The following is a 17,458-nucleotide window of genomic DNA, read 5'->3' on the forward strand; positions in this document are numbered from 1 at the left end:
CCTCAGTCGTAGATCTTCCAGGTGGCGCGCAGGGCGGCCTCACGGATCTCCTCGGCCGCGGCCAGGTCGACGCCGCCGGCCATGGTCACCTGGATGTCGGAGATCACCTCGCGGTAGAGGGTGACACCTCGCAGCCGTGGCGGGCGGTCCTGGTAGACGATGCCGCCGACGTGCATGTCGGTGGAGATCGACGGGGCCTCGGCGACGCCGTCCGCGCACTCCCTGACCCGGCGGCTCATCGCGCCGGTGAGGCCGTACCCGTCGGTACCCGGCCCGACCGCCAAGGAGACGGTGGCGTCCCCCTTGGCGTAGGTGCGGCGGGCCACGAGCTGGTCGTCGCCGTACTCCTCGATCTTGCCGTCGCAGTCGCGCTCGGTGAAGACCTCGCGGCCCTCGACGGTGTCGTCGGCGACGATCCGGAACCCGTCCGGAAGGTCCGCGAGGGTGAGCAGGCCGCGCCGCAGATCCTCGACCGAGGGGCCGGCGGCGATCTCGCGTACCTGGCGGGCCGCCGATCCGACGATCTCCACGAACCGGTCCTGCCGGCTCTCGCTGGTGTTCGTCTCCTCGACGGTCAGGACCACCGCGCCCCAGCCCACCGACGCCGAGTGCCGCCGGGTCGCCGTCGGTCCGGTCCCACCGATCCTGATCATGCCGGCCGCCGGCTCAGCGACACCGGGCAGCGGGAGCCGGCTGTTCCGGATCGTGTACCCGTCCTCGGTCACCACCGGGCATTTCGTCGGCGGATCGGCGGTGTAGGCGACCCAGCCGGCGACCGCATCGGGGCCGACGGCGAGCAGCTGGAAGGCGAGGGTGCTGCCGTCCTCGGCGCGGAAGGCCCGGCGCACGGCAGTGGTCTGGATCGCGCTCGCGCCGTTCAGCTCGCTGTATCCGACGACGGAGCAGGCGTCGGTGTCCAGCACGCCGGGATAGCCGGCCGCGGCGCCGTCGAGCCGGGTGTAGCCGGCCGGCAGGTCCGCCGCGTCGAACAGGCCACGATTCAGCTCGGTGGGCGTGTAGTACTCGTCGCCGAGCGGCGGTGACGCGGCCGGTTCGGGAACGCGTCCACCGGTGGCGGCGGCCCCGCCGGTGAGGGCAGCGGCGGCCGCCAGCAGCGGGACGGCGCAGGTCAGCACGATGATGCGTCTCATCGGGTCACGGTAGACACTCCTATTGACGATATCCGGCGGTTCCGGCTGATTCATCCCGGGTGAGGGGTCGGAGCAGGGCTATTGCGGCCAGCGCCGACAGGACCCCCTGTCGTCGAGGCGGAGGGTACGCCCGGTGGCGGCCGCCGTGCCGGTGCGGGCGACGGCGACCGCCATCACGGTCAGTGCTGGTGGGCGGCCACGATCAGCGGCCAGGACCTCGGCTGCGCCGGGGCGGCCAGGGAGCGCACGCCCAGGTCGGGGCGGCCCGGGGTGTAGAGCCAGGTCTGCAGGAACGCGTCCAGGTCGACGCCGGAGATCCGCTCGGCCAGCGCCTGGAACTCCGGGGTGGTGCCGTCGCCGAACCGCTGGGAGTCGGTCCAGGCGCGCAGGATCGCGGAGAAGTCGTCGTCGCCGACCAGTTCGCGCAGGTGGTGCAGGGTCAGTGCGCCCCGGTCGTAGACGGCGCTGTCGAACAGGTCACCCGGGCCCGGATCGCCCGGCAGCACCTGCCAGAACGCGCTGTCCGCCGGATACACCGTGCCGTAGACGTAGTCGGCGATCTCGTCGGCGGTCCCCTCGCCCTGCTCCTCCGACCAGAGCCATTGGGCGTACGTCGCGAAGCCCTCGTTGAGCCAGATGTCCTTCCACTGGCCGACCGAGACGGAGTCGCCGAACCACTGATGTGCCAGCTCGTGGACGATCAGCGAGTTGTTGGAGCCTCGGATGAAGCTGCGTCCGTCGTACACCGGCCGGGTCTGGGTCTCCAGGGCGAAGCCCTGATCATTGGCGCCGGTGACCACGCCGCCGCGCGCGCCGAACGGGTAGGGACCGAAGAGCCCGGCCAGCCAGTCGGTGATCTCGTCGGTGCGCTCGACGCTGGCCTTCGCCGCCGCGGCGGTGGCCGCGTCGAGCCGGGTGTTGTAGGCGGTGACGATCGGACTGCCGTCCGCCGACGTGTCCTGGTAGGTGTCGAAATCGCCGATCGCCAGGAACGTCAGGTAGGTGGCCTGCGGCTTGTCCTGCCGCCACGACCAGCGGCTCCAGCCGTCGAACGCCGGCGTCGCCCAGCGGGTCGGCACACCGTTGGAGATCGCCTCCACGCCGTCCGGCACGAGCACCGAGACGTCGAAGGAGGCCTTGTCGGTCGGGTGGTCGTTGCTCGGGTACCACCACCAGGCGATCTCCGGCTCGTTGACGGCCAGCGCACCGTCCGGGGTCCGGTTCCACGAGGTGAAGCCGGAGGCCACGACGTTCGACGGGATGTCGTCGTACTCGACGACGATCGTCAGCGGCGCGCCCTTCGCCACCGTGCGGGCCGGGGTCACGACCAGCTCGTGGTCACTCTGCTTGACGAACGACGCGGCCCGGTTGTTGACCCGCACCGACTTCGTGGCCAGCGCGAAGTCGAGGTTGAAACGGGACAGGTCCTGGGTGGCCGACGCCAGGATCGTGGTCGTCCCGGTCAGCCGGTCGGTGTCGGGGTAGTAACGCAGGCGTATGTCGTAGTGCGCGACGTCGTATCCCCCGTTGCCGTATTCGGGGTAGTAGACGTCGCCGGCGCCGGGGCTACCGGGCGCGGGTGCGGCCGGGGAGCCGGTCTGGACGCCGAGGACGACGGCGAGGACGGCCGCCGTCACGGTGACGGTTCTGCGGAGCAAGGGTGTCTCCCTTCACGGAGAATTCCGATCACGGGAAACGTACCAATACATCTAAAAGAATCTATTAACTCATCGGTACGGGGCGGGCCGCCGATTAGTTCGGCAGGGCTCGCCGGTCTCTACCGGTACCCAACGTGAGTAAGGATTCGATCATGACTGTCGCCGATAGCGCGCCCACCGTTCCCGCCGTCCGCTTCCACCGCACCCTCTGGGCGTTCCAGGGGCTGCTCGGTGTCTTCCTCATCGTCGCGTCGGCGGCACCCAAGCTCGTCGGCGAGGCCTACGCGGTCCAGACCTTCGAGGACATGGGCGCGCCGACCTGGTTCCGCTACTTCATCGGCGTCGTCGAACTCGCCGGCGGCATCGGGCTGCTCGTGCCCCGGCTCGCCGGGCTCGCCGCGATCGGGCTCGCCCTGCTGATGATCGGCGCCACCATCACCCAGCTGTTCATCCTGCACAACGGCGCACAAGCGCTCACGCCCGTGATCATCTTCGCGATGTGCGTCTTCATCGCCTGGGGACGCCGGTCGTCGATCAGCCGACTTCGGCGTCGCTGATCGGCGCCGGCCACGGGACGCCGGTGACGGCGTCCCAGCGGCGGATCGTCCCGTAGTCGACGCTGAACAATGTGGGACGCCCACCGATCACCGCCGCCCGGACGGCGATGACCTCGCGACGGTGCCCGAGCATCGGCGGGCCGGCCTCCGCACCCGTCCGGGCGTCGAAGCGGAGGATCCGCCGGCCGGAGGCGACCGCCAGCATCGGACGGTCACCCTGGCGGTAGACACAGGCACTCTCCCGCCAGGCAGTGAAACGGGGAACCTCGATCGGATCACCAGCACCCTCGCCCGACTCGGCATCGACCCGCAACATCGCACCGTCGGCGGCGAACACCAGCACGGTACGGCCGTCCAGCTCGAACGATGTCAGGAAGCGTCCGGGGTTGACCAGTGGCGGGCCGTCGACGACACCCTCGTCCAAGTCGATCCGCAGGGCTTTCTCGTTGTGGTTCAGGCCGACCAGCACGAACCGCCGGCCGCCCGATCGATACGGGTGCCAGGACTGGGTGTGGACCTCCCTCCCCCACGGCAGGGGGACCTCCGGTCCGATCCGGGCGCCGGTACGGGCGTCGAGCCGGGCGAGGACATTCCTGGCGTACCGGATCAGGATCTCGCCGTCGTCGACGGCAACCACAGTGAGGCTCCGGAGGGGGTGCCCGAGATACCTCGCGGACCAGGCGCCGTCGCGGTGCCGCCACACCCGGCGGGGCTTACCGGTGACCAGCATGGGGCCGGCCGGATCGTCGAGGGGCCACACGGTGCTCTCCCGCCACCACTCCGGGGAGGACACCACGACGGTGCCGGTGCCCGGGTCGTGGAAGTCGGTGGCGCCGTAGGTGTGCAGGCCCACCACCAGCGGACGACCGGCATCGACCAGGCCGACGTCGGTGGCGTGACTCGCCGCGAAGGGACGGGCGACGCCACGCCACCGCGGTTCGTAGGCGCCGGCGCCGGCCTCGGCGATCAGACGGTCCACCACCGGCCGGAACTCGGGCAGACGGCGGGCCGCCTCCCGCAACGCCGCCCGGTTGTCCAGCAGCGCCGACCGGATCGCGTCGACGTGCGCGTCCACATCCTCATCGGTCGCGCCGACCGGTTCGATCGGCGTGTTGACCAGGTTCTCGATCCACTCGATGCAGGTGGTCGTCGTGTGGTCGTCGGTGTGCGAGGCGGCGATCCGGGCCAGAAAGCCGACCACCGCCGGAGCGGCCCGGCCGTAACCGAAATCCTGCCCCCACTCGCTGTAGCGGAAGTCGGCATCGGGCGTGAGCATGTCGCCGATCCGCTCACAGTTGCCGTAGACCTCGTCCCCGGCCGCGATCGCGGTCAGCGCGCGGATCATCTCGATCCCGTTCGCGGTCGCATCCTCCGAGCCGGCGAGCAACTCCTCCCACGGCACCTGCGCGACGCCGTCCAGCGGCCGATCCCACGTCCCCGTTCCCACGACGATCATCGTTCCAGACCGGCACCCGCCCCGGCGCCCCACCCGCCACCGCGCCCGCCGCCCACCCGCCACCGCGCCGCCACCGCGCCCGGCGTCCACCACCGCGCCCGCCACCGCGCCCGGCGTCCGCCACCGCGCCCGGCGTCCACCACCGCGCCCGGCGTCCACCACCGCGTCCGCCACCGCGCCCGGCGTCCGCCACCGCGCCCGGCCTCCGCCACCGCGCCCGGCGTCCGCCCGCCGCCCGCCACCGCGCCCGCCGCCCGCCACCGCCCGGCGTCCGGGCCACGCGGCGCCCGCTCGCCCTCCGCCGGCCTCCGGCCCATGCCCGATCTTGACCGTTTACGACTGCTTCCGGTTGCAACCCGCTCAAGATCGGCCAGGCCGTGCCGCACCCTGCCGCACGCCCTGCCACGCCCTGCCGCACGCCCTGCCGCACGCCCTGCCACGCCCCGCCACGCCCTGCCGCACGCCCCGCCACGCCCTGCCGCACGCCCCGCCACGCCCTGCCGCACGCCCCGCCACGCCCTGCCGCACGCCCCGCCACGCCCTGCCGCACGCCCTGCCACGCCGGATCTTGACCTGCTTACCACCGCTTTCGGTGGTAAGTCGGTCAAGATCGGCCAAGTAGCTCGGCACCGTGCAGCTCGGCACCGTGCAGCGCCAACCCAATCCGGATCTTGACCGGGTTTACACCGCTTTCGGTGTGTCATGTCCCGAGACATGTGTCAACAAGGAGTCCCGGTAGATGTGTCAGTAGTTGTTGACCATGCGGGCCGGGCGCGTTGATGCAGTTCGGTCACGGCGTCGTGGATGAAGCTGGCGCCGTTGTCCGGGGCGAGGTCGGTACGCAGTTTGCAGATCCAGGTATCCAGTTCCGGCGGCGTGAGGCGTGGACTGGACCGGGGCCGCCGCGAACGTTCCCGCCACTGGCCCTCGGCCCGGATCCGGGCCTGATGCCGGTACACCGTCCGCGCCGACACGCCATGCTCCCGCGCGAACTCAGCCGCGTTCACCCAGACCCCAGCAGCCAGCTGGGCATCGAGCAGATTCATGACACACCGCCGGGAAGCCATGCCCGGCAGCACACACCAGCACACCCATGATTCACACCAGATGACACATGTACCGGGACTTCACCACTGACACATCTCATGGGACTAGACACACCGCTTTCGGTGGTAAGTCGGTCAAGATCGGCCAAGTAGCTCGGCACCGTGCAGCTCGGCACCGTGCAGCTCGGCACCGTGCAGCGCCAACCCAATCCGGATCTTGACCGGGTTTACACCGCATGCGGTGGTATGCCGGTCAAGATCGGCCGTGCCGCCGTGCCGCCGTGCCGCCGTGCCGTTGTGCCGTGCCGCCGTGCCGCCGCGCCGCCGCGCCGGGCCGTGCCGCCGTGCCGCGCCGTGCCGCAGCGCCGTGCCGCCGTGCCGCCGTGCCGCCGTGCCGCCGTGCCGCGCCGCCGTGCGCAGTGCCAGATCTTGAGCGGGTTACCACCGAAGGCGGTGGTAAGCCGGTCAAGATTGGGCGGATGCTGGCCTTCGGGCCGCGGCAGCGCGGGTGTACTGGTCGTCCCAGCGGCGTGGGAACGGGAGCATCAGGTGTTTCGAGCGCCAGGGGCGCGTCTGGCGGACGGCGTTGAAACCGGCCGCCGTGATCACCCGGGCGGCTTCGGCGAACAACGGCCATGCCGGGTACGGGTCGATGTGCGCGACGTCCTCCGGCAGGTCGTGCGGGGCTGACGGAGCGGCCAGGAGCAGCCGTGGACGGATGCCTTCGGCGGTGGCGCAGTCTCTGGCGTACCCGATGAGCTCGTGGATCTCCGGCGCAGGGCCGGAGTGCACGATCAACCAGGACCCTTCGGCGGCGCCGCGTGGTGTCGACTCCGGCGGGTCGGTCAGGGTGAGCGGGGCCGCCGCCGGGAAATGGGCGCGGTGCTCGGGTGTCAGGTCCTCCAGCAGCCACGTTTCGTCGAAACGCACCGGGTCGGCGGGAAGCAGCGGCAGGTAGGCGTCCCAGCGCAGCAGCCGCGCCAGGTGCACGGTCCGTGTGCCGCGCGGGATGGAGGCCGCCGACAGTTCGCCGTCGAGGCCGGCGGGGAAGGCGTCGACCACCAGTGTCGACGGGTGGAGTGACGGCAGGGCCACGGCGGGCAGCAGCCGGTGCGGGCCGAGGACCCGCGGGTCGGCGGTGAACGGCGACGTCGTCAGGATCGTCGCCGTCTCACCGGGATGGCAGGTGTGCAGGTACGCGCGGATCCGGGTGAGATGCCCGAGACCACCGCCCCGCACATAACAGGCGATCACGCCAGGCCCCGATGAACCGGACAGCAACCGATCATGCCGGGCCCCGATCAAACGGACGGCGAGCGGTCATGTCGGGCCGCGGCGAAGCCGAGCGGCTGGCGATCATGACGGGTCTCGATGAAGGGGACGCAGGCGAGGATGCCGGCGCCGGATTACCGGGGCGGCGGGTGATCACCGGACGGATTCCAGCACCTTCAGGTAGCCGTCGGTCTCGCCGGCGATGCCGAACCGGTCGCGGACCCGCCGGGCTCCGGCCTCGCCCAGGGCGGTCAGGTCGGCCTCGGTTGCGGTGGCGGCACGGTGGACGGCGGCGCGGCAGGCGTGTGGGTCGCCGGCCGGGAACCGGAAACCGATCTCGTCGTCCACCAGGTCGGCCAGGCCGCCGGCGTCCGACGTGAGCAGTGGGATCCCGAGGGCCGCGGCTTCCAGGGCGACGTTCGGCAGGCCGTCGTAGAACGACGGCAGTGCCACCAGATCGCACGACGCGTAGACCGACAGCAGCTGGTAGCGGTCCTGGAACGGCAGGACCGTGTGCGCGACCGCCGGATGTGCGGCCAGCCATTCACCGATGCCGGGCTCCAGGTCTCCGGCCAGGATCAGGTGGAAACGGCCGGCGGGAAGGGCATCGAGCAGCAGCCGTACGCCCTTCTTGTTCTTGAGCTGCCCGATCACACCGATCGTGCGATGTCCGGGGGCGACGTTGGCGGCACGCCAGGCCGCGGCGGCGCGCTGTTCGGACGGCAGGATCCGCCATTCGGTGGTGTCGATGCTGTTGGCGACCCACGTGACCGGCGTGTCCGGGGCGAGGGCACTGACCTGCGGCGCCGTGGAGGCGGCGACGACGCAGACGTGGGCCGACGAGCGTAGCGCCTCCAGGACGACCGGCTGACGGCGCAGCGAGAACATGCCGGTGTCGAAGTCGTTGCCGCGCAGCAGCGTGACCAGTGGCAGGCCACCCCACCGGGCGTAGACGGGCGCGGCCAGCATCGGATAGGTACCACCGAACGCGACGACGTGGGTGTAGTCGCCGATCCCCGGTTCGAGAACGGTCCACAGCCGGCGCAGCGCGTGCTCCGGGTCGTCACCGAGCGGCACCACCCGCAGCCCTTCCTCCCGGTGGTGGCCGGTGCGTCGGCTCAGGTGCACGACGTCGACCCGCACGCCGGCGCCGCGCAGCCCGCGGACGATCCGGTCGCAGGAGTTGGCCATGCCGCCGGGGCTGGGCGGATGGTTCTCGGTGACCCAGAGCAGCCGCATCAACTGTCCACCAGGGCGCCGTCGCCGTCGTCGAGGTAGTCCTGCCGGGCTCCGGCGTCCGGGTCGAAGGCGGCCCGGTCGAACGTGTCGAAACTCGTGTACCAGACGGTGTCGGCGTACTGCTCGGACGAACGCTGCCGGTAGGAGCGGCGACGGCGGGCGGCGACCGCGGCCGGGTGGCTGAGCTGGTTGCGGGCGGCCGCGCACTCGGGGCACAGGCCGCCGTCGGCGATGTGGTCGGCGCAGATCGCCCGGCCGCAGGAGGAGCAGCCGGCCACCGCCATCTGCCCGCACTTGCCGAGGGTGAAGAAGCCGGTGGTGACCGCGCAGGGCGTCATCGTGCACTCCAGCGGAACGGTTCGGTGGCGACGGCGAGGATCCAGTCGACCTGCTCGTGGGGGGACTGTGGTTTGCGGGTCACCTTGGCGGCGGCTGTCACGCTGCGGCGCGGGCCGTCGCGGACCACGGTCTGGATCCAGCGTGGCGGGGCGGAGGCGGGCCGTTGACCGGGGATGCCGGGTGGCAGCTTCCGCCGTACCTTGATGATCTGCACCTGCTTGGTCTTGCGTTTGATCTTGGTCTTGCCGCGCGGGTTGCGTTTGGTGACCCGGCGGGTTCGCACGCGGTCGACGACCAGCACCTCCAGGACGCTGCCGTCGCGCAGGTCGGCGCGCAGCCGCAGCCACGGGTCGATGCTCCAGGTGTCGGTGGCCGACTTCACCGGCGGGCGGACCGGCAGGTCACGGGGCGGATGGCTCTTGCCGGGCGCTTCGTGGCCGCGCAGGTCGGCGGTGATCGTCAGGGTGCCCTTGCGTCCGAGGTCGGTGCAGATCTCGTCGATCAGCGGCACGATGACGTCCAGCATCCGCGGCGGCAGCGCCCATTTCGAGCGGCTGACCAGACCGGCATGCCGGTGGAGGCTGGTGGTGAGCGCGACCCAGCCAGCCGCCGGCTGCGTCGCGGAGAACCCGCGCTCGTGGATGAGCGCCTGGTGCAGCGGATGGAATCCGGCGATCGCGGCCTTCTGCTTGCGCCAGAAGAACATGACCGGAACCTATCAGTGGCCTGCTACCAGGTCATAGACGTCGGACAGCCGGGATCGCGCGTGTTTCCAGGTGAATCCGTCGATGATCTTCTGGCGGGAGCGTTCGCCCAGGTCACGGCGGAGTTCCGGGTATTCCAGGAGGACCCGGATCGCGCGGGCCAGCTCGGCTGGGCGCCCCGGCGGCACGAACCGGCCCAGATCGCCCAGAACCTCACGGATCACCGGAAGGTCGGAGGCGACGACGGCGGTCCCGGCGGCCATCGACTCCCACACCTTGATCGGGCTGCACCCCTGCTCCAGGTTGCGCGGCGTGGCGATCAGCGGCGCCACCGACAGCTCGGCGTGCGCGAACCAGCCGGCGACCTCCTCGTGTGGCAACTGGAAACGCCAGGTCACCCGCACTCCCAGCCGTTCGGCGAGCCGGACCAGCGGGCGGGACCGCGACGGCGTCACCGACGAGCACACCACGAGCGACAGATCGGTCAGATCGGCCAGCCGCGCGAACGCCCGCAACAGCACGTCGACACCCTGCCACGGTTGCAGCACACCGACATAGACCACATATCGGCCCGGCGCGTCCGGTGGGCGCGGCACGTCGGCCGCCACCGGATCGGCGCCGTTCGGCACCAGATGCACACGGTCCGGCGCCACACCGCGATCGGTCACGGCATTCCGGATGACGTACGACGGAACGACCACCGCCGACGCATGACGCAGACAGTGCTCCTCGATCTCACGGACCTTGGCCAGCGTCGACGGGGCGGCCATCGGCCACGCGTAGGGCAGTTCGATCGACGGCAGCCCGTTCGCCTCGAAGATCAACGGCGCGCCGGTCCCGAGGGCGGGCAGCGCACTCCACGGGTCACGCACATGGCAGAGTTCCAGGGTGTCGTGGTGGGGTTCGAGCCGGTCGGCCACCCACGCGGAGAAGGCCTGCGCCCGGTCCAGCAGGTTCGGCACCACATCGGTGAAGCGGACGATCTCCACGGCGCCCTCACGCTGGTAGGCGGGCAGGTCACCGCCGCCCAGCACGCACAGCAGGCCGCCGCCGTACCGCTCGAACAGCTCGGCGGCCATGTGCCGGATGTGCACCGCCGAGCCCTTCGCCGACGGGAACCGGTCGAACGCCACATAGGCGGCACGGTGCCTGTCATCCACGGCGTCTCCTCCGATGCCACGCGATCTGCTGGGCCAAGCCGTCGTCCAGCCCGGTCGTGGCGTTCCATCCGAGCAGGTGGGAGGCGCGTGCGGTGCCGGCCCAGGTGCGGGTCACGTCGCCGGGGGCACGGTCCTTGGTGACCGTCGGAGGTGGGGCGCCGAGGAGCGTACCGATGCGATCGAGGGCGTCTCGCACACGGACGGTGACCGGATGGCCGACGTTGATGATCGTGCCCGGCGGCACCGGGACGCTCGCCGCGCGGATGGTCGCGCCGACGACGTCGCCGACGAACGTGAATGACCGGCTCTGGCCACCGTCGCCGTAGAGCGGTGCCGGTGAGCCGTCGAGAGCGGCCTCGATGAACCGGTGGAAGGCCATGTCCGGGCGCTGCCGCGGTCCGTAGACCGAGAAGTACCGCAGCACGACCGCGGGCAGACCGGATCCCCGCACGAGGGTCTCGGCGTCCGATTTCGATCTCGCATACGGGCTGCGCGGGTCGATCCTGTCGTCCTCGTCGCAAGGCCGGTCGGCGTCCCCGTAGACCGACGAACTGGAAGCGAACACGAACCGTGGCCGTGTGGCCGCGCACGCCGCGACCAGCCGCTCGGTGGCCACCACGTTGTCCCGATGGGTGTCGGCCGCACCCGCCCCGAACGAGGTCCGCACCCCCGGCCGCCCCGCGAGATGCAGGACGATGTCGACGTCCGCCAGGTCCGCCAGATCATCGGTGACCAGGTCGCGATCGATGATCGTGAGGCCGGCCCGGGCGAGCTCGGCGATGTTGGCCGTCGATGCGCCCCGCTTTCGCGAGTCGACCGCGAGCACGTCGCGCCCCGCGGCCGCCAGGGCCTGCGCGAGATGGCTGCCGATGAAGCCCGCCGCCCCCGTGACCACAACCCGCACAGACGCACTGTAGTAGCCGCCGGAAGCGGCACGTTCACGCCCTGTCCAGGCTCGCCGCGACGATTGCCGGGTTGCGTCATCCTTGGAGACGCAGACCGAGCAGGGGTGGTGGTGACGGCGGTGAGGTTGTGGCTGACCGCGGGTGGGTTCGTGGTGGCGTTCGTGCTGGCCGGGATCTTCTTCGGGACAAGGGAGTCGCTGGGCGACGCCGACCAGTATGCGAGTGTCGGCAGTTTCCTGCTGGCCCTGGTCATCGCCGGGGTGACAGCGGTCGCGGCGCTACGGCGCCGCTCCCAGGAGGACACCCCGGCGGGCGGGAGCCGGATCACCATCAAGGGTTTCCGCAGCAGCGGGAATGTGCAGATCGGCGACGGTACGAGCGCCACGATGACCAACAACTACTACACGAAACCCGACGACGACTGACCGTTACCGCCGGTTCCGGGGATGGTTCTTCGCGGTCCGCTCGTTGCCGTGCCGGTAGTTGCCGGTCAGCCGGGCCATCAGCTCCTGCGGGTCCTCGTTGTCGACGTCGGCCAGGAAGCGGGCCGCCTTGGCGCCGCGCAGCACACCGGCCGGCCGCCCGTGGTGCAGCATCTCGACCTCGCCGTTCTTGCGTATCCGGTAGGTGAATCCCTCAGGAGTGTTCGTCACCGCCGGATCCTCGCCCACCGCACGCGCACGGCACCATCGATTTAGCCGTCCCGCCTGCGAGGATGTCCGGATGCGTGCCGTGGTGTTCGATGCGTTCGAGGGTCAGCCCGAGGTTCGGGAGGTGCCGGAGCCGTCAGCCCCGCCCGGCGGTGTGGTGGTGCGGGTGATGGCGACGGGCCTGTGCCGCAGCGACTGGCACGGCTGGGCCGGCCACGACGAGATCACCCTGCCGCACGTGCCCGGTCACGAGCTGGCCGGCGTGGTCGCGTCGACCGGTGCCGGCGTCGAGCGGTGGGCGGCCGGCGACCGGGTGACCGTCCCGTTCGTGTGCGGGTGCGGGCGCTGCGAGTGGTGCCGGGCCGGGCAGGCGCAGGTGTGCCCCGGTCAGGAGCAGCCCGGGTTCACCCACTGGGGTTCGTTCGCCGAGCTCGTGGCCCTGCACGCCGCCGACACCAACCTGGTGGCCATCCCCGGTGACGTCGGTTTCGAGGCGGCCGCCGGGCTGGGCTGCCGATTCGCCACGGCGTACCGGGCGCTGGCCGGCCGCGCGCGGGTGACCGAGGGCGAGTGGGTGACCGTGATCGGCGCCGGTGGTGTCGGCCTGAGCGCCGTGATGATCGCCCGCGCCCTGGGCGGCCGGGTCGTCGCCGTCGACCGCAATCCGGCGGCACTCGCGGCCGCCGCCGAACTGGGCGCCGAGCACACGCTTCTCACCGGCGGCGACGTCCCGGCCGCCGTCGCCGAGCTGACCGGAGGTGGCAGCCATGTCGCCGTCGACGCGGTCGGCGCCGAGCAGGCCTGCTCCGACGCGATCCTGAGCCTCCGGCGGCGCGGCCGGCACGTGCAGGTCGGGTTGCTGCCGCCGGTCGGCGGACACCCGCGGGTGCCGATGGCCCGGGTCATCGGCTGGGAACTCGACGTCCTCGGCAGCCACGGCATGGCGGCTGTGGACTATCCGGAGATGATGGCGCTGATCGCGCGGGGACGGCTGGATCCGCGGCGGCTGATCGAGCGCACCATCGGACTGACCGAGGCGGCGTCGCTGCTACCGGTCTTCGACACCACCACCGTCGCCGGGATGACGATGATCGACCCCCGGCTCATTTGAAGGCCACTCCCCCGTACATGTAGACGGCGGCGTCGTCGACGCCCTTGTCGAGGTCGACCGGCTTCCAGTGGTGGACCGGGACGACACCCGGCTCCACCAGCTCGAACCCGCCGAACAGCGCCTCCACCCCCGCCCGGGTCCGGGCGACGACCGGCACACCGTTCTGGTTGTACGTCCGCACCGTACCGGCGCCGTTCGGGTCGTTCTCGACCGTCACCGCGGACAGCGCCAGCGCGCTCCCGGCCGGCAGTGGTGCCATCAGCCGCCCGATGATCTCGCGGGCCTGCTCGTCGTCGATCACGTGCTGGAGCACCGCGATCATGGTGAGGGCGACCGGCCGGGACAGGTCGAAGCCTTTCGCGACCGCGTCGGCCGCCAGGATCGTCTCCGGCTGCCGCAGGTCGGCGTCGAGGTAGGAGACAGAGCCGGTGCCGACCGGGGTGAGCAGGGCCCGGGCGTGGGTGAGCACGAGAGGATCGTTGTCGACGTAGACGACGGTCGCCTCAGGGGCGATCCGCTGGACGACCTCGTGCAGGTTGGGCGACGTGGGCAGGCCGGTGCCGACGTCGAGGAACTGGCGGATCCCGCGGTCGGCGAGGAACCCGACGACCTTGGCCATGAACCGGCGGTTGGCCCGCATCGAGATCGGCAGCCCGGGCGTGTGCTGGAGCATCTGCTCGGCGGCCCGCCGGTCGGCCTCGAAGTTGTCCTTCCCGCCCAGCAGGTAGTCGTAGATCCGCGCGGAGTGCGGACGGTCGGTCTGGAGGTCGCCGGGCGGCATGGAAGCTCCTCGAAAACGTTCAGCGGGGCCTCAACTTGACATACCGGGCACGGTCCGCGCCACCCCGTCCCGCCGGCCGCACCGGTTACCGATCCGCAACCATCGATAGATGACGGTGTGACCCACCGGCGGCAGGGTCGGGTCATGGGTGACGGGGAGCTCACACGGCGGAGGTTTCTCACCTCGGTGGGTGTCACCGGCGGGGCTGGTGCACTCTTCGCGACGATGGGTGCGCTCGGGTACGCGCCGGTGCGCACCACGACGCCGGATTTCGCACCGCCGCGGCCGGCTGATTTCCACCTGACCGGCCGCGCCGCCCGCAAGGTCGTCATCCTGGGCGGCGGCATCGCCGGGCTCACCGCGGCCTACGAGCTCGGCAAGGCCGGTTACGACTGCACGGTCCTGGAGGCACGTGACGTCGCCGGCGGCCGCAACCTGACGGTCCGCGGCGGGCGTGCGGAAACCGATCTGGACGGCCACACCCAACGCGCCGCCTTCTCCCCCGGCACCTATCTCAACGCCGGTCCGGCCCGGATCGCCCAGTGGATGGTCACCCTCGACTACTGCCGTGAGCTGGGCGTGCCCATCGAGCCGTTCGTCAATGCCAACGCCGACACCCTCATCCACAGCCAGGCGGGCGGGTCACCGGTGCGATTCCGGACCGCAAAAGCCGACCTCTACGGGTACGTGTCGGAGCTGCTCGCCAAGGCCACCGACCAGGGCGCGCTCGACGCTGTGCTGACCTCCGAGGACAAGGAGCGGCTGCTGGCCTTCCTGGAGGACTTCGGTGACATCGGGAGCGAGCACCGCTACACCGGGTCGAGCCGGCGGGGCTTCACGTCGTACCCCGGCGCCGGCGAGGATCGCGGCACACCGCTGCCCGGGCCGCCGTCGCTGTCGGACGTGTTCGCCAGCGGGGTCGGCCGCTATCTGAGCTTCGAGTCCGGCTACGACCAGGCGATGATGATGTTCCAGCCGGTCGGTGGCATGGACCGGATCGCCGCCGCGCTCACCGGCCGGGTCGGAGCACAGCGGGTCCGTCCCGGCGCCGAGGTCCTGCGGGTCACCGGCCGGGACGCGGACGTGACCGTGACCTTCCGGCAGGGCGGCCGGGAGCGGGAGATCACCGCGGACTTCTGCGTCGCCGCGCTGCCGCCGAACCTGATGGCCCGGATCCCGCACAACCTGGGCCCGGACGTCACGGCGGCACTCGGCGCGTTCCTCCCGTTCGCCGCCGGGAAGATCGGCCTGGAGTACCGCAGCCGCTGGTGGGAGCGGGACCTGCGCATCTACGGCGGCAGCACCCAGACCGACCTGGACATCGGCCAGGTGTGGTACCCGTCGCACGACTTCCACGCCCCGCGCGGCCTGCTGGTGGGTTACTACCACTTCGCCGACGCCGCCGAGGCCTACGGGGCCCTTCCACCGGCCGAGCGCACCGCCCGGGCCGTCGAGCGGGGCGAGCGGATCCACGGCCCGAAGTACCGCACCGAACTCGACTCGGCCTTCTCCGTCGCCTGGCATCGCACGCCCCATCTGGAGGCCGCCTGGAACTACGCCCCGTGGGACGACAACACCGCCTTCCGCCTGCTGCTCCAGCCGGCCGGGCGGGTCTACTTCGCCGGTGACTGGCTGAGCCAGGCCGTCGCGTGGCAGCACGGCGCGTTCCTGTCGGCCCGCGCCGCGGTCACCGCCCTGCACCGCCGGGTCCTCACCGGCTGACCGCCGCCCGCACCCCGGCGGCCGACGCGAACACTCCGGTCACATCCCACCCGCTGTCCGGCTCAACGGCGGTACGCCGACCCCGTCAGGAAAGCGCCTCAGGAGTTGAAGCACTGCCGTAGTGTGGCGCCGATGCATGAGGATGATATCCGGGACAAACTGGCGGAAAACCTGTCGATCATCGAGGCTGGGCTCACGCTGGTGAAAACCAACTTCCAGCTACCGAACGCGGTCGGTTCCAGCGGACGAGTCGACATCCTCGCAAAGGATCTCACCGGGGCCTACGTCATCATCGAGCTGAAACGCTCGGACAACGCCGCCCGGGAAGGGCTGCATGAACTGCACAAGTATGTCGAGCTGATGCGCCAGCAGATGAGGCTGGGGGCCGCCGACGTCCGGGTCGCCCTGGTCTCCACGCACTGGCGGGAACTGCTCGCCCCGTTCAGCCAGGCGGTGCGTGAATGGTCGGTTGATCTCCGCGGCTATCAACTGGGCCTCGAACCTGACGGCCCGACCCCGGTCTCTTCGACCGAAGTCCACGCTCTTCCGCCGACAGCACTTGTCGGTCCTACACCGCTCCAACTCTCGATACAGCCCTGGGACCAGGATCTGGGGCGGCTGTGGGAGTGGGTGAACTCCCGGCTCGACACGGTCGACGTGGAGAATTTGATCGGCTTCGAGTTCACGCATCCGGTCAACCCCCCGTTGCTCTACCTCGTGTTCGGCAATGTCGACCCGGGGAGTACCGCCGAGATGAAACTGTCGAAAGTCGCCGACGATCAGGAGTACGACCTCTCGGATGCCCCAGCGGACTTCCCCACCGAGTACCTCGCGCTGTACTTCCTCTGCCAGCAATCGATCACCGGATCGGTGGAGACCGGCAGGCCCGAGGTCCTCCAGAGCCTGCTGCAGAGTCCGGACTGGACGATGGGCACGACCCGGCGGCGCGGAGTGTTCCGCAGTGAGATGATCTTCCCTAGCCAGGACCTGGCCCGGGAAGCCGCGACGGGCGGCGGCCTCTCCGCCATCCGGTATACGGGTATCGCCCGCTCCGACCACGAACAGCGATGGGACCGATTCGTCGGCAGGATCGCCTACGCCGCCTCGGCGAACCCCCGATGGATGAGTGTCACCGATCGCTGGCTCCGGGAGGTCGCGGAACTGCCGTACGCGATGGACGTCGCCGCTCTGGTGTTCAATCCGTGCGACTTCGTCTCGGCGTTCGCCCATGGATGGCCAGATGAGCTGGCGAACTATCTGCCGGGACTGGAGGTCATGGCGATACGGGACCAGCGAGTCGAAAGGCGGCTAAAGGGCTGCCTTGTCCACAGCGGCACGTACACCGGAATCATCGATGCGTTCGAGACGGTCTACGGCGACACCATCAGCTGGGCGCTGGGCGGCCGCCTCGGCGATCCGATCGTCTCGGATGAGATGATGCTGGAACTGGTCGGCCTCGAGTACGCGGTCTTCGAATGGAGCCCGGACAACGCCGACGGCGTTCTCCTCGAACTGGTCGACGGGTCCCTGGTACGCAGACCGCCCGATGAAATCGAAGGCGGCACTCCGCTCTGGCACGATCGCCGGCCGCTGCCGGATCTCATCACAGCCCACCAGGACGAATTCGCGGCACTCGCAGCGAGACTACGGAAGGACATCACCCGGGCCTAGCTCTGCCAGGCGGGTGGGCCGGCGGGGCGTACCGAT

Annotated in this window: 18 protein-coding genes; 5 read left to right on the top strand and 13 right to left on the bottom strand. The window is 70.8% G+C overall.

Annotated features, from left to right (window positions below):
• Positions 1-2 precede the first annotated feature (2 nt).
• On the bottom strand, positions 3-1,151 hold the full coding sequence (locus tag ACFO0C_RS27955; RefSeq protein ID WP_378069670.1) for a hypothetical protein: 1,149 nt from the start codon (positions 1,149-1,151) through the stop codon (positions 3-5).
• A gap of 179 nt (positions 1,152-1,330) precedes the next feature.
• The gene (locus ACFO0C_RS27960) at positions 1,331-2,809 is read right to left on the bottom strand and encodes a M1 family metallopeptidase (RefSeq protein ID WP_378069671.1); all 1,479 of its coding nucleotides are present in this window, start codon (positions 2,807-2,809) and stop codon (positions 1,331-1,333) included.
• 152 nt (positions 2,810-2,961) lie between these two features.
• Here ACFO0C_RS27960 and ACFO0C_RS27965 point away from each other — a divergent pair, with 152 nt between their 5' ends.
• Positions 2,962-3,366 carry a DoxX family protein gene (locus ACFO0C_RS27965; RefSeq protein WP_378069672.1) on the top strand — a complete coding sequence of 135 codons (405 nt, stop codon included), beginning with the start codon at positions 2,962-2,964 and terminating at the stop codon, positions 3,364-3,366.
• Here ACFO0C_RS27965 and ACFO0C_RS27970 read toward each other — a convergent pair.
• The 9 genes from ACFO0C_RS27970 to ACFO0C_RS28010 form a co-directional block, all read right to left on the bottom strand.
• A complete protein-coding gene (locus ACFO0C_RS27970) occupies positions 3,344-4,813 on the bottom strand; it encodes a hypothetical protein (RefSeq protein WP_378069673.1) in 1,470 nt (489 codons plus the stop codon). The two genes, ACFO0C_RS27965 and ACFO0C_RS27970, sit on opposite strands and share 23 nt — an antisense overlap.
• Before the next feature lie 5 nt (positions 4,814-4,818).
• Positions 4,819-5,139: a hypothetical protein gene (locus ACFO0C_RS27975; protein WP_378069674.1), complete on the bottom strand. Its 321-nt coding sequence runs from the start codon at positions 5,137-5,139 to the stop codon at positions 4,819-4,821.
• 402 nt (positions 5,140-5,541) lie between these two features.
• Positions 5,542-5,868 carry a helix-turn-helix domain-containing protein gene (locus ACFO0C_RS27980; protein WP_378069675.1) on the bottom strand — a complete coding sequence of 109 codons (327 nt, stop codon included), beginning with the start codon at positions 5,866-5,868 and terminating at the stop codon, positions 5,542-5,544.
• A 465-nt stretch (positions 5,869-6,333) separates the two neighbouring features.
• The gene (locus ACFO0C_RS27985; RefSeq protein WP_378069676.1) at positions 6,334-7,122 is read right to left on the bottom strand and encodes a hypothetical protein; all 789 of its coding nucleotides are present in this window, start codon (positions 7,120-7,122) and stop codon (positions 6,334-6,336) included.
• Between the two features lie 171 nt (positions 7,123-7,293).
• The gene (locus ACFO0C_RS27990; protein WP_378069677.1) at positions 7,294-8,379 is read right to left on the bottom strand and encodes a glycosyltransferase family 4 protein; all 1,086 of its coding nucleotides are present in this window, start codon (positions 8,377-8,379) and stop codon (positions 7,294-7,296) included.
• On the bottom strand, positions 8,379-8,717 hold the full coding sequence (locus ACFO0C_RS27995) for a hypothetical protein (protein WP_378069678.1): 339 nt from the start codon (positions 8,715-8,717) through the stop codon (positions 8,379-8,381). The genes ACFO0C_RS27990 and ACFO0C_RS27995 overlap by 1 nt, the downstream gene beginning before the upstream one ends.
• The gene (locus ACFO0C_RS28000) at positions 8,714-9,424 is read right to left on the bottom strand and encodes a hypothetical protein (RefSeq protein WP_378069679.1); all 711 of its coding nucleotides are present in this window, start codon (positions 9,422-9,424) and stop codon (positions 8,714-8,716) included. Before ACFO0C_RS28000 ends, ACFO0C_RS27995 begins: the two co-directional genes overlap by 4 nt.
• A gap of 12 nt (positions 9,425-9,436) precedes the next feature.
• Complete coding sequence (locus ACFO0C_RS28005) at positions 9,437-10,582, bottom strand: glycosyltransferase (protein WP_378069680.1); 1,146 nt, start codon at positions 10,580-10,582, stop codon at positions 9,437-9,439.
• Positions 10,575-11,486 carry an NAD-dependent epimerase/dehydratase family protein gene (locus ACFO0C_RS28010; protein ID WP_378069681.1) on the bottom strand — a complete coding sequence of 304 codons (912 nt, stop codon included), beginning with the start codon at positions 11,484-11,486 and terminating at the stop codon, positions 10,575-10,577. The genes ACFO0C_RS28005 and ACFO0C_RS28010 overlap by 8 nt, the downstream gene beginning before the upstream one ends.
• Before the next feature lie 120 nt (positions 11,487-11,606).
• Between ACFO0C_RS28010 and ACFO0C_RS28015 the strand changes: the two genes are divergently transcribed.
• Positions 11,607-11,912 (top strand): hypothetical protein, encoded by a 306-nt coding sequence (locus ACFO0C_RS28015; RefSeq protein WP_378069682.1) that lies wholly within the window; start codon positions 11,607-11,609, stop codon positions 11,910-11,912.
• A 3-nt stretch (positions 11,913-11,915) separates the two neighbouring features.
• Here the strand turns inward: ACFO0C_RS28015 and ACFO0C_RS28020 are convergent, their stop codons facing one another.
• Entirely contained in the window at positions 11,916-12,140 is a 225-nt protein-coding gene (locus ACFO0C_RS28020; protein ID WP_378069683.1) for a hypothetical protein, read from the bottom strand.
• Between the two features lie 70 nt (positions 12,141-12,210).
• Between ACFO0C_RS28020 and ACFO0C_RS28025 the strand changes: the two genes are divergently transcribed.
• Positions 12,211-13,248, top strand: coding sequence for a zinc-dependent alcohol dehydrogenase family protein (locus ACFO0C_RS28025; protein WP_378069684.1), 1,038 nt, complete (start codon positions 12,211-12,213; stop codon positions 13,246-13,248).
• On the opposite strand, the gene ACFO0C_RS28030 is transcribed toward ACFO0C_RS28025, so the two are convergent.
• Positions 13,241-14,029 carry an SAM-dependent methyltransferase gene (locus ACFO0C_RS28030; protein ID WP_378069685.1) on the bottom strand — a complete coding sequence of 263 codons (789 nt, stop codon included), beginning with the start codon at positions 14,027-14,029 and terminating at the stop codon, positions 13,241-13,243. The two genes, ACFO0C_RS28025 and ACFO0C_RS28030, sit on opposite strands and share 8 nt — an antisense overlap.
• A gap of 144 nt (positions 14,030-14,173) precedes the next feature.
• Here ACFO0C_RS28030 and ACFO0C_RS28035 point away from each other — a divergent pair, with 144 nt between their 5' ends.
• On the top strand, positions 14,174-15,751 hold the full coding sequence (locus tag ACFO0C_RS28035) for a flavin monoamine oxidase family protein (RefSeq protein WP_378069686.1): 1,578 nt from the start codon (positions 14,174-14,176) through the stop codon (positions 15,749-15,751).
• Between the two features lie 132 nt (positions 15,752-15,883).
• The gene (locus ACFO0C_RS28040) at positions 15,884-17,422 is read left to right on the top strand and encodes an endonuclease NucS domain-containing protein (protein WP_378069687.1); all 1,539 of its coding nucleotides are present in this window, start codon (positions 15,884-15,886) and stop codon (positions 17,420-17,422) included.
• The last annotated feature ends 36 nt before the right edge of the window (positions 17,423-17,458 follow it).

The sequence above is a fragment of the Actinoplanes subglobosus genome (assembly GCF_042650585.1).
GTDB lineage: Bacteria > Actinomycetota > Actinomycetes > Mycobacteriales > Micromonosporaceae > Actinoplanes > Actinoplanes subglobosus.

Bases quoted from the DNA above. Each gene is read 5' to 3' on its own strand.
- ACFO0C_RS27955 (WP_378069670.1), bottom strand. From the start codon at position 1,151: ATGAGACGCATCATCGTGCTGACCTGCGCCGTCCCGCTGCTGGCGGCC.
- ACFO0C_RS27965 (WP_378069672.1), top strand. From the start codon at position 2,962: ATGACTGTCGCCGATAGCGCGCCCACCGTTCCCGCCGTCCGCTTCCAC.
- ACFO0C_RS27975 (WP_378069674.1), bottom strand. From the start codon at position 5,139: ATGGGCCGGAGGCCGGCGGAGGGCGAGCGGGCGCCGCGTGGCCCGGAC.
- ACFO0C_RS27980 (WP_378069675.1), bottom strand. From the start codon at position 5,868: ATGAATCTGCTCGATGCCCAGCTGGCTGCTGGGGTCTGGGTGAACGCG.
- ACFO0C_RS27990 (WP_378069677.1), bottom strand. From the start codon at position 8,379: ATGCGGCTGCTCTGGGTCACCGAGAACCATCCGCCCAGCCCCGGCGGC.
- ACFO0C_RS27995 (WP_378069678.1), bottom strand. From the start codon at position 8,717: ATGACGCCCTGCGCGGTCACCACCGGCTTCTTCACCCTCGGCAAGTGC.
- ACFO0C_RS28000 (WP_378069679.1), bottom strand. From the start codon at position 9,424: ATGTTCTTCTGGCGCAAGCAGAAGGCCGCGATCGCCGGATTCCATCCG.
- ACFO0C_RS28025 (WP_378069684.1), top strand. From the start codon at position 12,211: ATGCGTGCCGTGGTGTTCGATGCGTTCGAGGGTCAGCCCGAGGTTCGG.
- ACFO0C_RS28030 (WP_378069685.1), bottom strand. From the start codon at position 14,029: ATGCCGCCCGGCGACCTCCAGACCGACCGTCCGCACTCCGCGCGGATC.
- ACFO0C_RS28035 (WP_378069686.1), top strand. From the start codon at position 14,174: ATGGGTGACGGGGAGCTCACACGGCGGAGGTTTCTCACCTCGGTGGGT.
- ACFO0C_RS28040 (WP_378069687.1), top strand. From the start codon at position 15,884: ATGCATGAGGATGATATCCGGGACAAACTGGCGGAAAACCTGTCGATC.